The following is a 19,301-nucleotide window of genomic DNA, read 5'->3' as shown; positions in this document are numbered from 1 at the left end:
TTTTCGCGCTTCGTGGCGTAGCCCGGCCGTCTGCCTAGCGGTTCGACAGCCGATCGCGTCGCCACCTGTTTCTGTCCACCCAACCGCTATTTAATGAGGAACTCCATGTATCCATATTCCCGTAGTGTTACCCCCGCCGCCAAAAACCACCTGGAAGCGCAACTGGCTTTTTTCAATGGCCTGTCGAAGTCCCTGTTCCAGTCGGTGCAGCACTTTAACGACCTGAACATGCAACTGGCGCAAGGCTTGCTGGAAGAAAGCACGGTCACCAGCCAGAACCTGCTGACGGTCGAGCGCGCCGAAGATGTGTTCCAGGTGGCTGCCGCAGCGGGCCAGCCAGCCGCCGAGCAACTGCGCAAGTACCAGCAGCAGGTATCGCGCCTGGCCGCCGATACGCAGGTCGAACTGGCCAATGTGGCAGAGCGGCATGTGAATGAAACGAGCCGTACCGCCAAGGCGCTGGCCGAGGAAGTGGCCCGTACGGCTTCGGAAGAAACGGAGAAAAACGTGCGCAAGCAACAGGAAGCCATGCAGCGCATTGCCGAACCGTTCCAGGCCTACCATCAAAACGGCGCCAACCGCGACCAGCAGCGTGGCGCGAGCCGTGACGGCCAAAGCCTGCAAAGCGCCGGCCAGCAGGGCAGCCAGCAGTCGGCCGGCAGCGAAAGCTCGGTCAGCGGCAGCGTATCGCAAGCCGGCTCCGCACAAAGCAAAAGCAGCAGCGCCAGCCGTAAAGAGTAAGCGGGCCGTTGCTGGCGGCTGATCCGCATCCTGGAGGAGAGCCTGGGGCACAGCCCCGGGTGATAGCCCTGCGATGCGGCTGGCCGTCACGCAGCGTGGTGCTGCTGGTGGCGCCATTCATGCAGCCATCCATGCCGCCATTCATTGCGTTATTGGTCCGGGCAGAGCGCCCGTCCTTCAGGGGACGGGCGTTTTGTCGTGGGGCGCCTTGTACACCGCCGGAGCCTGGGTGGCGGTGTCTTGCTTCGACGCAGGACTGTGTGCCGTTGCAGGACCTTGTTCCGTTGCAGGAGCATGTTTCGTGGCAGAGCTTTGCACCGTTGCAGGACTTTGCTCCGTGACGGGGCTTTCCGGCATGGCCATGCCTTGCGGCGCCAGTGCGGTCTCCACCTTGCTGTTGGCATCGATAAAGGCGCTCACGGCGTCGAGCGTGGGGGCCAGCATGCGCAGGGGGCTGGCCAGCGAGGCGACCAGGGTGGTATGGCTGACCTTGTCGAAATATGTTTCCGTCACGGGCCGTTGCTGCGCCCGCAAAGCCTGGGCCAGGCCACCTGTGTTGCGTTGTGGATTGACCAGCTTGTCCCGGCCAGGCAGGGGCGCGATCAGCAGGGCGGGCGGGGCCTCGGCCGTCACGTGATGGATGGGCTGCGAAGAGGCGGGCGTGTCCGGGTAAAAGAAGACGGGCCGGGTGGTGGTGTTTTCGATGGGCAGGAAATCATAGGGGCCGGCCAGGCCTATCCAGCCGCGCAAGTCGTGCGGGTGCATGCCGTGGCGCGCCAGCAGGCTGGCGTCGAGCGCCACCATCGCCGCATTGTAGGCGCCGGCGCTATGGCCCATCACGAACAGGCGCGCGGGATCGCCGCCATGGCGGCTGGACTCCATCGCGGCCCAGGCCACGGCGCGGGCCGCATCCTGCAAGATTTCGGGGTAGTGCACGTCCGGATACAGCCGGTAGTCGGCGATCACGGCCAGGTAGCCGCGCGCGGCGAGCGCGTGGCCCACGAAGGCGTAGTCGGCGCGTTCACCCGTCGTCCAGTTGCCGCCATAAAAGAACACCACCACGGGCACGGGCCCCGTACGGATCTTGGGGGCGTAGACATCGAGTTTTTGCCGTGGCAGGGGACCGTAGGCCAGGTCCCGCGTCACTTGCGAGGCGCTGCCGGACGACAAGGCATTGATGGCCGTCAAGGGCGAGCAGGCGGCCAGGCCGGCAGCCAGCGGGATGGCTGCCAGCAAGCCGAGCAAGGTGGTGCGCAGGATCGTCATGCCAGCTCCTGATTCTGATGAATGATGTTTGCAGTGTAGGCCAGGCAGGGCAGGGCGCGCACGGGGAAGTTGCAATTTGGCATAGATAACGGTTGCATGCGTCAATTAATCCTGTAACAGCCACTTGCGTGCCGTGGCGATGACGGCATCGGACAAGGTGCGCGTGAGGGGCGTCTGGATATCCCAGGCGTGCCAGGTCAGGGGCACGTCGAGTGCCTGTCCGGCCGCCACGTCGACCAGCCTGCCGGCCGTCAGCGCCGTCTCCGCCTGCAGCAGGGGTACCATGCCATAGGCATAGCCCGCTTCGATGAAGCGCACGAAGTCGCGCGCGGAACCGAGCACATGGTGCGGATAGCGGCCCGTGTAGCCGAGGCGGTGCTGCAGGTAGCGCTCGTGCAGCGCATCCTTGCTGCCAAACGTGATGGCGGGCGCCTGGCTGACGGCCTCTACCGTAAAACCCTGGGGAAACCATTGCTGCGCGAACGCGGGCGACGCCACGCACAGGTAGCGCATGCCGCCCAGCGGCGTGGCCGTGGTGCCGGCCACCAGGTCGTTGGCGCTGGTGACGCAGGCAAATACGCGTCCTTCGCGCAGCTGGCTCAGGGTGTGGTCCTGGTCGTCGAGGCGGATATCGAGCAGGCATGACGGCGGCGTCAGCAGCGGCCCCAGCGCTTCCGGGATCCAAGTGGCGGCGCTGTCCGCGTTGACGGCAATGGCCAGCTCCGGCAATTGCGTGGTGGGGCCGGGCTGGGCGTCGAGCGCCGCTTCGAGCAGCTTGACTTGCCGGTAATGGGCGATCAGGCGCTGGCCCGCTTCCGTGGGCAGGGGCGGGTGGCTGCGGATGATCAGCAAGGTGCCTTCCAGGTTTTCCAGGGTGCGGATGCGCTGCGACACGGCCGGCTGGCTGATCGCCAGCGCCTGCGCGGCCTTTTCAAAGCTGCCCAGGCCGATTACGGCGTCGAGGGCGGCCAATCCACGGTAATCGACGACGCGCATAAGAAACTCTTATATATGGTTAGAATCATTCATTATACTTATATTTACTTTTTCTTTACACTGTTGAAATAGGGTAACAACTCCACTCTGCCGCGCGGTCCTGCTGGTACCGCCTCACCCTCCACCTACCTTTTGATGCCTTTGCCGCTAGCGGCAGAGCGTGGGCGGCCGTGCGCGTGATGGAAAGCAATAGAAAGGAATGATGATGGATAGCGCAATTTTCTTGAAAGGCATGGGGCTCGGAGCGAGCCTGATCGTGGCCATCGGCACGCAAAACGCATTCTTGCTCAAACAGGGCTTGAAGCGCCACTACGTGCTCACCTGCATCCTGGTTTGCCTGGTGTGCGACGCCATCCTGATCACGGCCGGCGTGGCCGGCATGGGCACTTTCATTGCCGACAACCCTAATTTCCTGCTGTGGGCCAAGGCCGGCGGCGCCACTTTCCTGATCGCCTATGGCTTGCGCGCGGCCAAGTCCGCCTGGCGCCCCACGGCCATGACGGTGTCGGCGGCCAAGTCGCCCGAAGGCTACTGGGCCGTGATCGGCGCGGCGCTGGCGTTCAGCCTGCTGAACCCGCACGCCTTCCTCGATACGGTCATCCTGCTCGGTTCGATCGGCGGCCAGCATGAAGGTGTGGGACGTTTCTATTTTGCCGGCGGTGCCATCATGGCGTCGGCCCTGTGGTTCTTCCTGCTGGGCTTTGGCGCCCGCTACCTGGCGCCCGTGTTTGCCAAGCCCATGGCCTGGCGCGTGCTCGACGGCATCATCGCTCTCGTGATGTGGGCCATCGCCGCCTCGCTGTTCCTGTAAAGCATCAACGCGTGAGGAAGGCCAGCACGCGGCTGGCCAGCTTGCCGTACGGCGGCCACAACAGTTTTAGCGTACTGAAGCGGGCCTGGTAGAACACGGGCCGCAGCTTGCTGAAGGTGTGAAAACCTTCGACGCCGTGGTAGTGGCCCATGCCGGACTCGCCCACGCCGCCGAACGGCAAATCGTGCTGGCCCACGTGGAACAGGGCGTCGTTGACGGACACGCCGCCCGACATCACGCGGTCGATCAGCAACTGCACCGTGCGTGCCTGCTTGCTGAACGGATAAATGGCCAGCGGGCGCGGTCCCGCGTTGATGCTGTCGATCACGGTATCCAGGTTCGCATAGCCGCGCAGCGGCAGGATGGGGCCGAAGATTTCGCGCGTCAGCAGCAGGCAGTCTTCGGGGGCATCGAGCACGATGTGCGGCGCGATTTTGCGCGTGGCCCGGTCGTGGCTTGGGCCCGGCAACAGCGAAATTACTTGCGCGCCCCGTGCGCGCGCTTCGTCGAGCGCCTGCAGCAGGCGCTCAAAGGCGGCCTCGTCGATGATGGACGTGTAGTCGGGCGTGTCCAGCCGCGGGTAGCGCGTGGGCACGATGTCGCGCGCATGCGCGACGAAGGCGGCGATGCTGGCCTCGGGCAGCCAGGCATGGTCGACGCTGGTGCAGATTTGCCCCGCGTTCAGGAACTTGACGAACAGGATGCGCTCGGCTGCCGTGCGCAAGTCGAAATCGGCGCAGACGATGGCCGGCGCCTTGCCGCCCAGTTCCAGGGTGACGGGGCACAGATTGTGCGCGGCGGCCGCCATGACGGCCCGGCCCGTCTGGCCGGACCCCGTAAACAACAGGTGGTCGAACGGCAGTTGCGAAAAGGCGATGCCCACGCCGCCCGTTTCATCAAAAAACTGCAATTTTTCCGGCGGAAAATAAGCGGACATCCTGTCGATCAGCAGCCGGGCCAGGTGGCGCGAGTTTTCGCTCATCTTGACCATGGCGCGGTTGCCGGCGGCGAAGATGTAGGTCAGAGGCACCAGGCTCAGGTTGACGGGGAAATTCCACGGCACGATGACGCCCACCACGCCCAGCGGCTGCGGAATCACGCGGTTGCGGGCGCCAAGGAAATTGCGCCAGTCCACGCCACGGCGCTGCGGCCGCATCCATTTTTTCAAATGTTTCAGGACGTGGTCGATGCCGTCGATGGCAGGAAAGATCTCTGCCAGCAAGGTTTCGTGCCGGGAACGGTTGCCGTAATCGGCGCTGATCGCCTCGCACAGCGCTTCCTTGTGGTCGCGGATGAAGCGCTGCAAGGTTTGCAGGTCGCGCCTGCGCTCGGCAAGCGTGGGCACGGGATGGGCCAGGTAGGCGGCGCGCTGGCGGGCCAAGGTGGCGTCGAGCGCAGCGTGCGCCGGGGGAGCGGTCATGTGCATGGGTTTCCTTGCGTGGGCTGGCAGTGTCGTCCTGGGCAGGGGACGGCAATCCGATAATGATGCATATTACGCAGTATTTATGGCCAGGCAACAATTATCCGCTGTCAATCGTGCGCGGCTGCCCTGAGGGCGCGCGAATCGCCGTAGAATGCCTGTTTGCCGACTCAACCAGCTTGCATTCAGGAATGCCATGACCTCGACCACGCCCGATTCCCTGCACATCGTTTGTCCCCATTGCGACGCCGTCAACCGCTTGCCCCATGCCCGGCTGGGCGAGCAGCCCACCTGCGGCAAGTGCCAGAAGGAGCTATTCATGGGACAGCCCGTGGACCTGGCCAGCGCCCGTTTCCTCAAGCATATCGAACGCAGCGACATTCCCGTGCTGGTGGACTTTTGGGCGCCATGGTGCGGTCCCTGCCGCAGCATGGCGCCATTCTATGTGCAGGCCGCCAAGATCCTGGAGCCGGCGTTTCGCGTCGTCAAGGTGAATACGGAGGCGTCGCCGGACCTGGGCAGCCGTTTCAATATCCGTAGCATTCCCACCCTGGCCCTGTTTCGCAAGGGCGTGGAAGTGGCGCGCCAGCCGGGCGCCATCGATGCGCAAGCCATCGTCGCGTGGGCGAGGGACAAGGCGCGTTTGTAGGCGCATGGGAAAGCCGTTGAGGTTTTCCATTTGACATTTAATATGGCGCCATATTATATTGCGCCATATGATAAAACTCGAACAGAAATACACGGCCCTGCTGGGCGACGTGCAGCGCCGCGCCATCGGCGGGGGCGTGCCCGCAGCCATGGGGCGGTTGCGCCTGTGCTTTGAAGTGCTGGGCCTGGCGTCCGCCATCGATGGCGATTGCGCCACGCGCCTGGGCCGGCATGGCCTGTCGGAGGGCAAGTTTGTCTTGCTGTTCCTGCTGCGCGGCGTGCCCGAGGGACTCTCGCCGCACGAACTGGCCGAGCGGGCCGGCGTGACGCGCGGCACCATCACGGGCTTGCTCGACGGCCTGGAGCGCGACGGTTTCCTGGCTCGCCACGCGGACCCGCTCGACCGGCGCAAGCTGCTGGTGCGCCTGAGCGCCAAGGGAGACATGGCGGCCGCGACCCTGGTCGATGAACATGCGCAATGGATCGCGAGCCTGTTTGCCGATTTCACGCAGCAAGAAATGCAGTTGCTGAGTTCGCTGCTGGAAAAAGCCTGGCGCAAGACGGACAGCGGCGACATGCAGGGCGCGCCATGAGCGGCGGCATCGCCGGCATTGCTCCCGCGCGCCTGGCCCTGCTGAACGGGGGCAGGGTGGCCAGCGCCACCCTGACGGAAGGGCTGGCCATCGATTTCGCCCAGTTGCTGTCTGCCGCCGTGCCCGCTATCGGCGCCGCCCGCCTGGAGCGGATGCGCGCGCTGGAAGCGGCCGGCATCACGAGGCGCATGGCGCTGGCGGCGCAATTGCTGCTGGAAGCCAACGCCGACCTGGCGCCGCTGCAAACGCACCCGTCCGACACGGTGCGGGGCTGGGTCTGCTTTGCCATCGCAGCCCAAACCGGCTTGACCTTGCCGCAACTGCTGGCGGCCATGCGGCCGCTGGCCGATGACGGGCACTTCGGCGTGCGCGAGTGGGCGTGGCTGGCGCTGCGTCCCCGGCTCGCTGCCGAGCTCGCGGATGCCATCGCGCTGCTGGTCCCATGGACGGCGGACCCGTCGGAACGAGTGCGCCGCTTTGCCTGCGAAGCGCTGCGCCCGCGCGGCGTGTGGTGCGCGCATATTGCCCAGCTAAAAGCACAGCCGCAGCTGGCCTTGCCCCTGTTGCAAGCGTTGCGGGCCGACCCGGCCGCCTACGTGCAGGATTCCGTGGCCAACTGGCTCAACGATGCTGGCAAGAGCCAGCCGGACTGGGTGCGTGCCCTGTGCGCGCACTGGCTGCAGGACAGTGCCAGTGCGGCCACGCAGCGCATCTGCAAGCGGGCCCAGCGTTCGCTGGCCTGACGATTGTTCCCCGAAGGAGAAACCATGCATTATCTGTTGGAACTGTACAGCCCGAAACCCGCCTGGCTGGCCCTCGACGCCGCTGCGCGCCAGGCGTATTTCGATACGGTGGGCGCGGGCATGGCGGCCTTGTCCGGCATGGGCGTCGAAGCGCTGGCCATGGGCGCGCTCGACGGCGGCAAGCTGCACGGAGCGCCGCAGCAATTCTATGCCGTGTGGCGCTTCCCGGACGAGGCGGCACTGGACGCCTTGCTGGCCGGTATTGCCGCCACGGGCTGGCATGATTACTTCGACACCGTCAATGCAGCGGGACCGGCCGTGGATTTTCCTGCCCACCTGGCGCAGCTGGCCGGGGTCTAAGCGTCCGCCGTTTTCCTTGCCGCTGCGGTAAAGTTGGCATTTTCATCCGACCATTGACGTTGATGCCAATCAAACTGTTCTCCATCCTGATGCTTGCCCTGGCGCCCATGCTGGCGTCGGCCATCCCTGCCACCCCGCAAGCCCTCGTCGCCGCGGCCCGCAGCCAGGTGGGCGTGACCCTGCAGTACGACCCGCGCTATGAACGCCTCGCGTATCCGGGCGGCGACGTGCCGCTCGAGCGGGGCGTGTGCACGGACGTGGTCGTGCGCGCCTACCGCCAGCTGGGGCAGGACTTGCAGGTGCTGGTGCACGAGGATATGCGCAAGGCGTGGCAGGTGTACCAGCAGCAGGGACGCTGGCAGATGAAGGCGCCGGACCGCAATATCGACCACCGCCGCGTGCCGAACCTGGGCACCTACTTTGCCCGTCATGGCACCAGCTTACCGCCAAGCAAGGAAGCGCACGCTTACCGCGCGGGGGACATCGTCACCTGGCGTTTGCCGCGTAACCTCACGCATATCGGCATCGTCAGCGACAAGCAGTCGTGGGGCGGCGTGCCGCTCATCATCCACAATATCGGCGAGGGCGCGCGCGAGGAAAATATCCTGTTCAGCTATCCGATTACGGGACACTATCGCTGGCAACCCCGCTGACGGGCAGGGGCGCCATGTCTTGCAGGATCGCCAGCACCTTGGCCAGCGCCGTGTCGATATCGAGCCTGTCGATGGCGCCATAGCCGAGGAACAGGCCTTCATGGCGGGCGGGGCCATGGTAAAAGCTGGACAGCGCATACAGGCTGATGTCGGCCAGGCGGGCGCGGCGCAGCAATTCGGCGATATCGAGCGGCGCCTGCGCCAGGGCCGCCACGTGGAAGCCGGCGCTGGCCGGCACCAGGCGGAACCACGGCGCCAGCGGACCGTTGAACCAGTGCTGCAGCCGCTCGCGCCGTCCCGCATAGATATCGTGGCAGCGGCGTATGTGGCGCAGCAGGTGGCCATCCTGGATGAACTTGGCCAGCGCATGCTGGCCCAGGCTGGCCGTGTGGCAATCGCTCAGGTATTTCACCGTCTGCATGGCGGCCACGATGGCCAGCGGCAGCACCACATAGCCCAGCCGCAGCTCCGGCACCATGATCTTGGAAAAGCTGCCCACGTGGGCCACGACGCCGTAGCGGTCCATGCTTTGCAGGGAATCCTCGGGCCGGCCCTCGTAGCGGAAGGCGCTGTCGTAATCGTCCTCGATGACGATGGCGCCCAGCTGGTGCGCCCGCTCCAGCAAGGCATGGCGGCGGGCCATGCTCATCGGCATGCCGAGCGGGAATTGGTGCGCGGGCGTCACATAGATCAAACGCGTGCCGTCGGGGATCTGCTCCACCATGAGGCCATCCTCGTCCACCTCGACACCCACCACGCGCGCGCCCTGGCTGGCGAACACGGCGCGCGCCACGGGGTAACCGGGTTCTTCTACTGCAACCGTGTCGCCCGGCTCCAGCAGGGTTTGCGCCAGCAGATGCAAGGCCTGCTGCGCGCCGCTGGTGACGAGTACCTGTTCGTCGGTGCAATGGATGCCGCGGCTGAAGGCGGCATGGCCGGCAATCGCCGCGCGCAAGGCGGGCAAGCCTTCCGCGGGGCCGTAGCGGCCGCGCGCCTGGCCGCCCTGGCGCAGCGCATGCAGCATGCAGGCGCGCCATTCATCCTGGGGAAAGTGCGATGGCGTGGCGCGTCCGCCGATGAAGGCGTAGCGCGCGGGCGTTTCCTGGCTGGCCCGGCGCAAGGGCGTGGGCGTCGCTTCCCAGCGGGCGATGCGCTGGGCGCTGGCCAGCGGCGTGCTGGCGTGGCGCCGCTGCGGCGAGGCGTGCGGCGTCTGCACGAAGCTGCCCACGCCGACCTTTCCTACCAGCAGCTTTTCATAGCCGAGCCTGTCATACACGTCGGACACCGTCTTGCGCGACAGGCCCAGCTGGCTGGCCAGCAGGCGCGAGGGGGGCAATTGCTGGCCGTCGGCCAGGCGGCCCGAGCGGATGGCTTCGCTGAGCTGGCGATACAGCTGGCCGCCCAGGTCGCGCGTGCCGTCGATCAGGATATGTAATTCCATGGGGTATCTGTTGGTGGTCTGCCGTTTTTCGGCAGGATTGGCCTGCCGCGCGCGTTGCCCGCGCTTCTACAATAGTGCATCTTTACTTGATCAAGGAATGCATCATGACACAGCAACGACTCGATTTCACACAAGCTTCGCCGGACGCCGTCAAGGCCATGTATGCGCTGGAAGCGGCCATCGCCAAACTGGGCGTGGAGCACTCGCTGCTCGAGCTGATCCGCCTGCGCGCCTCGCAGATCAATGGCTGCGCTTTTTGCGTGGACATGCACACGAGCGATGCGCGCAAGGCGGGCGAAACGGAGCGCCGTTTATATGCCGTGTCCGTCTGGCGTGAAACACCGTTCTTCACGCCGCGCGAGCGGGCCGTGCTGGCCTGGACGGAAGCGCTGACCCTGCTGCCGCAGAACCATGCGTCCGACGCAGACTACGCGGCGCTGGCGGAACAATTGACGCCGGCCGAGATGGTCAACGTCACCCTGGCCATCGGCTCCATCAATACGTGGAACCGCCTGGCCGTGGGCTTCCGCAAGATGCCCGAATAAATCCTGTGTTCGTTCGCGAACAGACGCCTGGCTGGTCCCTGCGTAGGCTGCAAGATAATTGATCAGCCAGGGAGCAGCCATGCAAGTACATATCGGGGAAGGCGCCGAAAAGACGCCGGAACAGCTGGAAGAAGCGCGCCGCGAATTCATCGCGGAACTGTGGCGGCGCTTTGAAACCTTGCAGGAATGGGCCGTCAGCCACTGGCCCGACCAGCACAACCCCCTCAGTTCCGCCGACTTCGTCGAGGCGCGCAAGGAGATACTGAGCTTGCGTTCGCCGGCCGGTTCCCTGAATCAGCCCGCCACGCGCGACGGCGCGGAACCGGAGCAGGGCGGGGCGCAGTATGTCGATGTGACGCCTGCGCCATGGCCTTGAGGAGCGCCTGAGAAAACGTCCATGACTGCGTTGCCGTGCCTTGCCGTACTAGCGTACTGCCTGCGGCACGGCGCCTTGTCCTGAACGTTTTTCAGGCGCTCCCGACCTGAAAAATCCGCTGTAAAAGCTACTGCTTGACCGCTTCCGCTTTCCCACCCTGCGCAAACACCCAGCACAACAAGCTCACCAGCAGCCCCGCCATCACTCCATACGCCAGATTCAAGGCGCTGTCGAACAGCAGCGGCGCCACCAGGCCGGACACCAGCGCGAACAGCAGCATCTGGATGAACGACTGCATCGACGACGCCAGGCCGCTGTTGTTGGGGAAGTGGTTGAGCGCCATCAGGGTCATCGGCGGCATGGCGATCGACAGGGCGAACGAGTAGAAGAACAATGGCAGCACGGCCCATGGCACTTCGGCGGCAAAGAAGTAGTTGTAGCCGATGTTGGCCAGCGCGGCCACCAGCATCAGGATGAAACCGGCCCAGATCATCTGGCGCTGGCTGTAGCGGTGGGCGATCTTCGCCGACAGGGCCGAGCCGAACACCATGCCGCTAATCAGGGGAATGAACAGCCAGGCAAATGCCGTTTCCGGCAGGTGCAGGATGTTGATGATGAAATAGGCGGCCGAACCGATGTACAGGGCGAAGCCGCCAAAGGCGGCGCCGATGGCCGTCGACAGCAGCAGGAACTGGCGGTGGCACAGCACTTTCCAGTAATTGACGGCGATGCCGCCCAGGTGGAAGGCGTGGCGCTGCTCCTTCGGCAAGCTTTCCGGCAGCGCGCGCCAGACGACGACGAACATCAGCACGCCGAAGGCCGTCAGGAACCAGAAGATCCAGCGCCAGCCCAGGCTCACCTGCATCCAGCCGCCCAGCACGGGGGCGATGGCAGGCGCCAGCGCGAACACCATCATGATGTGCGAGAGGATTTTTTGCGCGGCGGCGCCCGAATAGCGGTCTTGCACGATGGCGCGGCCGATCACGGAGCCGGCGCCCGCCGACAGCCCCTGCAGCACGCGCCAGGCCAGCAGCCAGCCCAGCGACGGCGCCAGCGCGGCGCCCACGGAGGCGATCACATACAGCACCAGCGAGACGAGAATCACGGGACGGCGGCCGAACGAATCGGACAAGGTGCCGTAGAACAGCATCATGAACGCAAACGTGAACAGGAAAAAGCTCAGGGTTTGCTGCACCAGCAGGGGGCTGGCATTGAAGTCGTGCGCGATGGCAGGGAAAGACGGCAGATAGGTGTCAATTGCAAGCGGTCCGACCATCGCCAGGCCCGCCAAAATCCATGTTAATAATTTAGTCATGTTGAACAGTGTTTTTGTTAGTCCGTCATTTTACGCTAGTGCCCGGAATCGGGTTTGGCGCGGGCGCAGTTTGCCGTTCATATGCGTTTTTCGCATATCAAACCTTGGAATCCTTCGTTTGCTTTGCCTGCCGCCGCCGTTAAGCTGGGGCGACCCGGCCTGTTTGCCGTTTTCTGGAAGTGATACGCCATGCACAGCATTTATCCCGCAGCGCCCGCCGACGACACGGCCCAGTGGAACCTGGGGCCCGTGATCCAGGCCTTGCGCAGCTCGCGCGAAGACAAGCACAAGATCCGCCATAACGGCAGGGTGCGCGAACTGCCGTCGCGCGAGGCGCTCACCACCATCGTCAACGGCTTGTCGGCCGCCCTGTTCCCCACGCATTACGGGCGGCCCAACCTGACGGATGAAAGCATCGATTATTTTGTCGGCGACACGCTCAACACGACCTTGAACCGCCTCAGCGAGCAGGTGCGGCGGGGCCTGCTGTTTTCCGTTCCGGCCGGCGAGGAACACGATGCGGCCAGCGACGATGCGGCGCTGGCGGCAAAGGCGCGCGACATCACGCGCGCGTTCGCCGCCAGCCTGCCCGATATCCGCGCCCTGCTGGTGTCGGACGTGCAGGCAGCCTACGCGGGCGACCCGGCCGCCACCTCGGTGGCCGAGATCATGCTGTGCTATCCGGGCACCATCGCCATCCTGTACCACCGCCTGGCGCACCAGCTGCACGCGCTGGGCGCGCCGTTCCTGGCGCGCCTGATCGCCGACATCGCGCACACCTTGACGGGCATCGACATCCACCCGGGCGCGCACATCGGCGCGTCCTTCTTCATCGACCACGGCACGGGCGTGGTGATCGGCGAGACGGCCATCATCGGCCAGCGCGTGCGCCTGTACCAGGCCGTCACCCTGGGGGCCAAGCGCTTTCCTGCCGATGCCAGCGGCGCCCTGATCAAGGGCACGCCGCGCCACCCCATCGTCGAGGACGACGTGGTGATTTACGCGGGCGCGACCGTGCTGGGGCGCATCACCATCGGCGCGGGATCGACCATCGGGGGGAATGTGTGGCTGACGCAGAGCGTGCCAGCGAACAGCAATGTATCGCAGGCGCAGATGCGCAACGACTGAAGAGTGGCCGAGAAAACGTCCATGACGGCGTTGCAGCGCCTTGGCGTACTAACGTACTGCCTGCGGCGCTGCGCCTTGCCCTGAACGTTTTTCGGGCACTCTTCACATGCGGGAGTGCGGGTTTTACTTCACCGTCAGCGCTTCATAGCGCGCCACGGGCACGCCATCCTTCAGCAGCAGCAATTCCTGGTCGGCGTAGCGGTAGCCGTTGACTTCGCCCAGGGTGGTGAGCAGCAGGCGTTCCAGGTCCATGTCCTGCGGCTGGCACATCATCATGGTGCCGGCCATCTGCCCGAAGGCGAGGGTGCTGACGCCATCGCTGGTGTAGCCGCCCATCATCTGGTTGCAGCCGCTGTGGCCACTGGCGCGGCCTTCGGCCAGCAGCAGGGTCACTTCGCGCTGCTCGGGCGCCTTGCGCACCACTGGCTTGCCCTTCAATTCCTTCAGTTTCCACTGCGTCTCCGTCAGTTTCGGCGCCGGCTTGGCGGGCGAGGTGGCGCCGGGCGCGGCGGCGGCAGCATCGCTGCGCACGGGCGTTTGCGCGCAGCCGGCGGTGATGGCGACGATGGCGGCGAGGGGGATCAGTCTGGCGAGTGTGAACATGGCATTTCCTTCTTCAAATGAATGGCGCCAGCGTAGCAGATCGGCGCCACGCCAGCGTGCACGGTTGACAAGCCCGTTGGCAAGCTTACTGCTGTTTTTCCTGTTCCAGCCGGGAGTCGAGCAGGGTGCGCGCCGCCGCCACGTAGGCGCGGCACGCTTGCGGGTCGACAAAGGCATCGCTGCCGGCCGTGGCGCTCGCTTCCAGCCGCTCCCATAATTGCGACGCCTCCGGGTGGGCCGAGATCAGCACGTCGCAGGGCAGCTTTTCCAGCGTCTCGAAGCTGTGGCGCAGATCCGCCAGCGCGTTCGGATATTCGCTGCTGGCGCTGAACTTGAAGCCGGGGCGCGAGACGGCGTTGATGCTGTCCGCGTACACCATGTTCAGGCAGCGGGGGCCGTCGCACGATTGCCAGGTCCAGCTCAGGCCTCCGGGCGTGTGACCCGGCGTGGCATGCGCCGTCAGCGCAATGGGGCCCACATTGAAATGGCTGCCGTCGCGCGCCAGGCGCATGTCCTTCACGGGCGGGTACGGGGGCAGCGCGTGGTATTGCGGGTCGTCCGGCCCCACTTCGCCCGATGCCAGGTCCAGCGCGGCCGACGGGCTGGCGGCGACCAGCGCATTGCTGCGCCGCTGCAGTTCGGCCAGTCCGCCCGCATGGTCGATATGGCCGTGCGAATTGAGGATCAGCTTGACGTCCTCGATGCGCAGGCCCAGCGCGGCGATATTGGCGATGATCTTGGGCGCCGACTCCGGCAAGCCGCCGTCGATCAGCACATGGCCCTGCGGCGAGGCGATGAGCACGGAACTGAGGCCCTTCACGCCCACATAATAGGTATTGCCGAAGATGCGGAACGGCGGCTGGTCCGCATTCCAGGTAGCGCAGACGTCGCAGCCCGGCGTCGGCGGCGTGCCTGACGCCTGCGCCAATGCCAGGGCACCGTGGCCTGCCAGCAGCGCCAGTGCCAGCGCGCGTGTAAGAGTGGGGGACATTGCGATCCTTATCCGTGTTGCCAAGGTGGCGTATGCTGACATGGAACGGGGCCGGACGCAAACGCCTATGGAGCCGCTGGCGGCGCGCCGGCGGTATCCGGCTGGTAGAGCAGTTCGATCAGGGTATCGTCCCCATAGCGGGTGTCGCCGATGGGCGACAGGAAGGAGCGGCCTTCCTTTTCCACCTGCAGGGCGATGCGGCGCTCGCCATCGAGCAAGGTGGCGCTTGCGATGGCCTGGTCGCTGCGGGTGTGCATCTTGAGCTGCTCGGAAGCGCACCAATCGGTGGTGCGCAGCAGGGTGCCGACCAGGGTGCGTATCCAGAACGGTATCTCTTTCTTGGCGATGGCAACCGTCACCTGGCATTGCAGGCGCAGGTCGCCCAGGCGGCGCATGCCGGCCGGCACGCCGTCGCTGTGTATGGACGGCTGCCAGCGGTAATTGCCCTTTTTCTTGTTGGTGACCAGGTCCGCGTCCTCGCTGTCCGCTTGCGCGCTGCGCGGCAGCGTGAAACTGCCGTCGGCGGCCAGGGGCAGCGCAATCGAGGTTTCGTTGCCGGCGATGCGCAAGGCCAGGTCCTGCATGGCGTCCGCCGGCGCGCGGCTGCCCGCGACCAGCTTGAAGCGCACTTCGCGCGCCCCGGACGCCAGCGCATGGTAGTCATTGAAGGCGTCGAGGCCGGCCGCCATCACGCGGTACGACTTCAGTTCCGGATTGCGGATGCTGTTGATGTGGATGGACTGGCCGGTTTCCACCGGCGCTTCTGCCGGCGCGTCAGCCTACGTGGCGGCGTGCGCCGCGGCCTGGCTGCCGCACAGCAGGCCGGCGGCCAGGGCTGCGCAGGAGAACAGGAATACCGGTTTGCATGGAGAGAAAAAGGAATGCACGAGCTTGCCCATGTGTTTTCAACATGGCAAGCTAACATGAATGGCAAGGCTTGTCACTGGCCCGCTGTCAGGCGCTCATGCCGCGGCCAGGGTCGCGCTGCCGGATTCGATGCTGACCTGGCGGCCCGCATGGCTGGCGGGCAGGCGCGGGCCCTGGCCGAAGACCTTGTGGCGCAGGGTGCCTTCCTCGTAGCGGGTGCGGTAGCGGCCGCGCCGCTGCAGTTCCGGCACGATGTAGTGCACGACGTCGGCCATGCTGTCGTGGGCCACGGCGAAGGCCAGATTGAAACCGTCGATGCCCGTTTCATCGAGCCAGCTTTCCAGCTGGTCGGCCACCTGGCGCGCATCGCCGACGATGACGGGGCCGCGCCCGCCCAGGCCGATGTATTCGGCTGCCTCGCGCACCGTCCACGTGCGGTCCGGGTCGGCCTGGCTGAACGAGGCCAGCGCCGAGCGGCCGGCCGGGGAATCGATGTATTCGATGGTGGCGTCGAGCGGGTAGCGGCTGAAATCGACGCCTGTCCAGCCGGACAGCAGTACCAGCGCCGCCTCGATATTCACGTGGCGCAGGTAGCCGGCGTGTTTGGCGCGCGCTTCTTCTTCCGTGGCGCCCGTGATGACGAGCGCCTGCGCGTAGATCAGCAGCGCATCGCCATCGCGCCCGCCTTGCCGCACGGCGGCGCGCAAGTCGTCGGCGTAGCGTTTCACCACCGTCTTGCTGGGGCCGCTGACAAAGGTGGCTTCCGCATGGCGCGCCGCAAAGCGCGTGCCGCGCGGTGAGGTGCCCGCCTGGTACAGCAGGGGCGTGCGCTGCGGCGACGGCTCGCACAAATGGATGCCGGGCACCTGGTAGTGGCGCCCGGCATGGTTGATCGGATGGACGCGGGCCGGATCGGCGTAGATGCCGCGCGTCTTGTCGTTGACGACGGCGTCGTCGTCCCAGCTCTTTTCCCACAGCTTGTAGACGACGTCCAGGTATTCGTCGGCCAGGTCGTAGCGTTCGTCGTGGCCCAGCTGCTGGTCCAAGCCCAGGTTGCGCGCCGCGCTATCGAGGTAGCCGGTGACGATATTCCAGCCGATGCGCCCGCCCGTCAGGTGATCGAGCGTGGAGATGCGCCGCGCGAACGTGTACGGGTGCTCATAGGTGAGGGCGCAGGTGACGCCGAAGCCCAGGTGGGTGGTGGCCTGCGCCATGATGGGCACCAGCGCCAGCGGATCGTTCAGCGGCACCTGCACGCCGTGCTCCAGGGCCGCATCGAGGCTGCCCCGGTAGACGTCATACACGCCCAGCACGTCGGCCAGGAATACGGCGTCGAACAGGCCCGCTTCCAGCAGCCGCGCCAGTTCCGTCCAGTGTTCGGGATCGGTGTAGCGGTGGCTGCGGTCGCGCGCATGCGTCCACAGGCCCGGCGACTGGTGGCCGACGGTATTCATCTGGAAGGCGTTGAAGCGTATCGTCTTGGCCATGGCTTATTTGGCCGCCGTCTGCAAGGCCAGCTGGTAGTCGGGTTTCGAGTAGCCGGCAAAGTGCTTGTTCGTGATGTCGAGGAATTCGCGCGAGCGGTAGGCGGCCGCCAGGTCCCTGGCGAACTGCTTGTCCTTGTCGGCCGTGCGCACGGCCACCAGGTTGATGTAGTTGGGCGAGATCTTCTCGGCCACCAGCGCATCCGTCAGCTTCAGCCCGGACGCCAGCGCGTAATTGCCGTTGATGAAGGAGTAATCGGTGTCGCCCAGCGAGCGTGGCAGCTGCGCCGCTTCCAGCGGCAGCAGCTTGATTTTCTTCGTGTTGACGGCGATATCCTTTTCCGATGCGCGCACGGGGTCGAAGCTGGCGCGCAGCTTGATCCAGCCGAGCTGGTCGAGCAGCACCAGCGCGCGCGCCTGGTTGGTCGGATCGTTCGGCAAGCCCACCGTCGTGCCTTCCTTCACGTCGTCCAGCGTCTTGTGCTTCTTGCTGTAGATGGCGATCGGCGCCGTGGGTATCGTGATCAGGTCCGTCAGCGCCAGCTTGTGCTCCTGCGCGAACTTCTTCAGGTAGACGATGTGCTGGAAGACGTTGGCGTCCAGCGAGCCTTCGGCCAGCGCGAAGTTGGGCTGGATGTAGTCGTTGAACTCCACCAGCTTGACCTTGTAGCCCTGTTTTTCCAGGATAGGCTTGATGCCCAGCTTGATCTGGTCCGCGTACGGCCCGGCGCTGGTGCCGATGGTGATGTCCTTGGGGTCCTTGGCGAGGGCGAAACCGCTGGACAGGGCGAGGGTCAGGGCGGTGAGCAGTACGGTGCGGCGGGCGATGGTCATGGTGGCTCCTTGGTGGGTGGATCAGGAATACGCCGTCGGCTCGGGCACGGTGCCGTTCAGGGCAAAGCGTCCCAGGTCGCGCAGCTTGTAGTCGACGGGGTCGTGCAGGGTGTGCACGCGCACGTTGCGCCAGTAGCGGTCGAAGCCATACTGGGCCGAGGTGGAACGGGCGCCCGTCAGTTCGAACATCTGGCTGCTGATTTCCAGGCCCGCCTTGTGCGCCAGGCACTTGGCTTCGGCCACGGAGACGGCCAGCAAGCCCCGTTCGCGCGCCGTCACCAGCGCGCCTTTGCGGAAAACCTTTTCCAGTTCCTGCGCCGCGCCGTCGGCCATCACTTGCGCGGGACGCAGCAGCAGCCAGAGCTGGCCGTAGCGGTGCTGCAGCAAGGGGTCGTCCGTTGCCTTGGCCACGCCCGAGGCAAACCAAGCCTTCGCCTGCTCGTCCGTGTAGCGGCGCGCCGCCTCGAACGCGCCTTCGGCGATGCCAAGGTACAGGTTCGCCATGATCAGCTGCGCGATCTGCGAGCGCACGGTGGCTTGCTGCGTGGCGGCTTGCGCGGGCTGCTGCAGCACCAGCTCGCGCGGCAGGGCGACGGCCTGGAAATGCACATTGCCGCTGTCCGTCTGGCGCTGGCCGAAGGCGTCCCAGTCCGCCTGCACGGTCACGCCGTCCTGGCGCGTGGGCAGGGCGGCGATCAGTGCCGTCTGCGTGGGCGCATGCCAGGCCGAGACGGTCAGCCAGTCCGACCCCACGGAGCCGGAAGAAAAGCTCTTGATGCCGTCGAGGGTGAAACCGTCGTCGCTGTCGGCCGCGATGACCCGCTTGTCGAGGGGATTCAGGGCATTGCCCCAGAACAGGCGCTCGTCGACGGTGAGTGTCAGCAGGCGGCGCTGCTGCTGCGCGCTGCCATACAGCTGCAGGCCGGCCAGCTGCAAATGGTGGAAGCCGAAGACGTGCGCGAGCGCGCTGTCGGCCCGCGCCAGGATGCGGATCACCTGGTACACGAGGGGCCACGACGCGCCCTGGCCGCCGAAATCCACGGGAATCGACAAGGTCAGCAGGCCCGATTCGCGCAGCCATTCGCGCTCCTGGGCCGCATGGCCGCCGGCCTGGTCGCGGGCATTGGCCGTTTCGGCCAGGCGCGCGGCCAGCGTGGTGGCAATGCGGATGGCGTCCTGCAGGGGTTCCGGCGCGGGTGCGGCGGGGCGGGTGGCATGGAGAAAGGCGCTAGACATGGGGACGGTTCCAGAAAGACGATGCAGCCGATATTGCACCGCCGGGCGCGCGCCGTACACGAAGAAAACCGCACATGGATATGCGAAAAAAGCCAGGCTGCCGCCTGCGCCATGGCGTGCGGGGCGTCAGTGCCGGATAGTCGGAAAACGCATATCGAAGCGCGAAAGCATTCGTTTTGCCGGGCCGCTGATGGCGATAGGCTGCAAGCATCTTGAGTAGTCAAATCAATCGATCACGCACAGGGACGGA

The 19,301-nt window shown here is 65.6% G+C and carries 21 protein-coding genes; 10 read left to right on the top strand and 11 right to left on the bottom strand.

The annotated features are described in order from the left end of the window. The first annotated feature begins 105 nt into the window (after positions 1–105). Positions 106–741 carry a phasin family protein gene (locus VPH41_RS16495; RefSeq protein WP_152282711.1) on the top strand — a complete coding sequence of 212 codons (636 nt, stop codon included), beginning with the start codon at positions 106–108 and terminating at the stop codon, positions 739–741. A 177-nt stretch (positions 742–918) separates the two neighbouring features. Here the strand turns inward: VPH41_RS16495 and VPH41_RS16490 are convergent, their stop codons facing one another. Next, the gene (locus tag VPH41_RS16490; protein WP_328570819.1) at positions 919–2,007 is read right to left on the bottom strand and encodes an alpha/beta hydrolase; all 1,089 of its coding nucleotides are present in this window, start codon (positions 2,005–2,007) and stop codon (positions 919–921) included. A 105-nt stretch (positions 2,008–2,112) separates the two neighbouring features. Beyond that, complete coding sequence (locus VPH41_RS16485) at positions 2,113–3,003, bottom strand: LysR family transcriptional regulator ArgP (protein ID WP_328570818.1); 891 nt, start codon at positions 3,001–3,003, stop codon at positions 2,113–2,115. 205 nt (positions 3,004–3,208) lie between these two features. Between VPH41_RS16485 and VPH41_RS16480 the strand changes: the two genes are divergently transcribed. Further along, positions 3,209–3,814, top strand: coding sequence for a LysE/ArgO family amino acid transporter (locus VPH41_RS16480; protein ID WP_152282713.1), 606 nt, complete (start codon positions 3,209–3,211; stop codon positions 3,812–3,814). A 4-nt stretch (positions 3,815–3,818) separates the two neighbouring features. Here VPH41_RS16480 and VPH41_RS16475 read toward each other — a convergent pair whose 3' ends face one another. Further along, positions 3,819–5,234, bottom strand: coding sequence for a coniferyl aldehyde dehydrogenase (locus tag VPH41_RS16475; protein WP_328570817.1), 1,416 nt, complete (start codon positions 5,232–5,234; stop codon positions 3,819–3,821). 196 nt (positions 5,235–5,430) lie between these two features. On the opposite strand from VPH41_RS16475, the gene trxC reads away from it, so the two are divergent. The 5 genes from trxC (at position 5,431) to VPH41_RS16450 (ending at position 8,231) form a co-directional block, all read left to right on the top strand. After that, entirely contained in the window at positions 5,431–5,883 is a 453-nt protein-coding gene (trxC, locus tag VPH41_RS16470; RefSeq protein WP_152256051.1) for a thioredoxin TrxC, read from the top strand. A 70-nt stretch (positions 5,884–5,953) separates the two neighbouring features. Next, positions 5,954–6,475: a MarR family winged helix-turn-helix transcriptional regulator gene (locus VPH41_RS16465; protein ID WP_442906294.1), complete on the top strand. Its 522-nt coding sequence runs from the start codon at positions 5,954–5,956 to the stop codon at positions 6,473–6,475. Beyond that, the gene (locus tag VPH41_RS16460) at positions 6,472–7,218 is read left to right on the top strand and encodes a HEAT repeat domain-containing protein (protein WP_328570815.1); all 747 of its coding nucleotides are present in this window, start codon (positions 6,472–6,474) and stop codon (positions 7,216–7,218) included. Before VPH41_RS16465 ends, VPH41_RS16460 begins: the two co-directional genes overlap by 4 nt. A 24-nt stretch (positions 7,219–7,242) precedes the next feature. Beyond that, entirely contained in the window at positions 7,243–7,578 is a 336-nt protein-coding gene (locus VPH41_RS16455) for a DUF6616 family protein (RefSeq protein WP_328570814.1), read from the top strand. Positions 7,579–7,640: 62 nt separating this feature from the next. Next, positions 7,641–8,231: a DUF1287 domain-containing protein gene (locus VPH41_RS16450; RefSeq protein ID WP_328570813.1), complete on the top strand. Its 591-nt coding sequence runs from the start codon at positions 7,641–7,643 to the stop codon at positions 8,229–8,231. On the opposite strand, the gene pdxR is transcribed toward VPH41_RS16450, so the two are convergent. Continuing rightward, positions 8,200–9,672 carry a MocR-like pyridoxine biosynthesis transcription factor PdxR gene (gene pdxR, locus VPH41_RS16445; protein WP_328570812.1) on the bottom strand — a complete coding sequence of 491 codons (1,473 nt, stop codon included), beginning with the start codon at positions 9,670–9,672 and terminating at the stop codon, positions 8,200–8,202. The genes VPH41_RS16450 and pdxR overlap by 32 nt on opposite strands. A gap of 104 nt (positions 9,673–9,776) precedes the next feature. Between pdxR and VPH41_RS16440 the strand changes: the two genes are divergently transcribed. Beyond that, positions 9,777–10,217, top strand: a complete 441-nt coding sequence (locus tag VPH41_RS16440; protein ID WP_086138404.1) for a carboxymuconolactone decarboxylase family protein — start codon at positions 9,777–9,779, stop codon at positions 10,215–10,217. A 79-nt stretch (positions 10,218–10,296) separates the two neighbouring features. Next, entirely contained in the window at positions 10,297–10,593 is a 297-nt protein-coding gene (locus tag VPH41_RS16435) for a hypothetical protein (protein WP_328570811.1), read from the top strand. A 127-nt stretch (positions 10,594–10,720) separates the two neighbouring features. On the opposite strand, the gene VPH41_RS16430 is transcribed toward VPH41_RS16435, so the two are convergent. Continuing rightward, complete coding sequence (locus VPH41_RS16430) at positions 10,721–11,908, bottom strand: multidrug effflux MFS transporter (protein ID WP_152282722.1); 1,188 nt, start codon at positions 11,906–11,908, stop codon at positions 10,721–10,723. 189 nt (positions 11,909–12,097) lie between these two features. On the opposite strand from VPH41_RS16430, the gene epsC reads away from it, so the two are divergent. Beyond that, on the top strand, positions 12,098–13,036 hold the full coding sequence (gene epsC / locus VPH41_RS16425; protein WP_328570810.1) for a serine O-acetyltransferase EpsC: 939 nt from the start codon (positions 12,098–12,100) through the stop codon (positions 13,034–13,036). 123 nt (positions 13,037–13,159) lie between these two features. Here epsC and VPH41_RS16420 read toward each other — a convergent pair whose 3' ends face one another. The 6 genes from VPH41_RS16420 to VPH41_RS16395 form a co-directional block, all read right to left on the bottom strand. Beyond that, positions 13,160–13,639: an META domain-containing protein gene (locus tag VPH41_RS16420; protein ID WP_328570809.1), complete on the bottom strand. Its 480-nt coding sequence runs from the start codon at positions 13,637–13,639 to the stop codon at positions 13,160–13,162. An 85-nt stretch (positions 13,640–13,724) separates the two neighbouring features. Further along, on the bottom strand, positions 13,725–14,630 hold the full coding sequence (gene bla / locus VPH41_RS16415) for a subclass B3 metallo-beta-lactamase (RefSeq protein WP_328570808.1): 906 nt from the start codon (positions 14,628–14,630) through the stop codon (positions 13,725–13,727). 65 nt (positions 14,631–14,695) lie between these two features. Further along, complete coding sequence (locus tag VPH41_RS16410) at positions 14,696–15,385, bottom strand: hypothetical protein (RefSeq protein WP_328570807.1); 690 nt, start codon at positions 15,383–15,385, stop codon at positions 14,696–14,698. A gap of 207 nt (positions 15,386–15,592) precedes the next feature. After that, positions 15,593–16,984 carry an LLM class flavin-dependent oxidoreductase gene (locus VPH41_RS16405; protein ID WP_328570806.1) on the bottom strand — a complete coding sequence of 464 codons (1,392 nt, stop codon included), beginning with the start codon at positions 16,982–16,984 and terminating at the stop codon, positions 15,593–15,595. A 3-nt stretch (positions 16,985–16,987) separates the two neighbouring features. Continuing rightward, positions 16,988–17,815, bottom strand: a complete 828-nt coding sequence (locus VPH41_RS16400) for a MetQ/NlpA family ABC transporter substrate-binding protein (protein WP_328570805.1) — start codon at positions 17,813–17,815, stop codon at positions 16,988–16,990. Positions 17,816–17,836: 21 nt separating this feature from the next. After that, positions 17,837–19,051 carry an acyl-CoA dehydrogenase family protein gene (locus VPH41_RS16395; protein WP_328570804.1) on the bottom strand — a complete coding sequence of 405 codons (1,215 nt, stop codon included), beginning with the start codon at positions 19,049–19,051 and terminating at the stop codon, positions 17,837–17,839. Between the last annotated feature and the right edge of the window lie 250 nt (positions 19,052–19,301).

Source organism: Janthinobacterium sp. P210006 (assembly GCF_036231885.1).
GTDB lineage: Bacteria > Pseudomonadota > Gammaproteobacteria > Burkholderiales > Burkholderiaceae_D > Janthinobacterium > Janthinobacterium violaceinigrum.
This window is presented reverse-complemented; position numbering and strand designations above follow the sequence as displayed.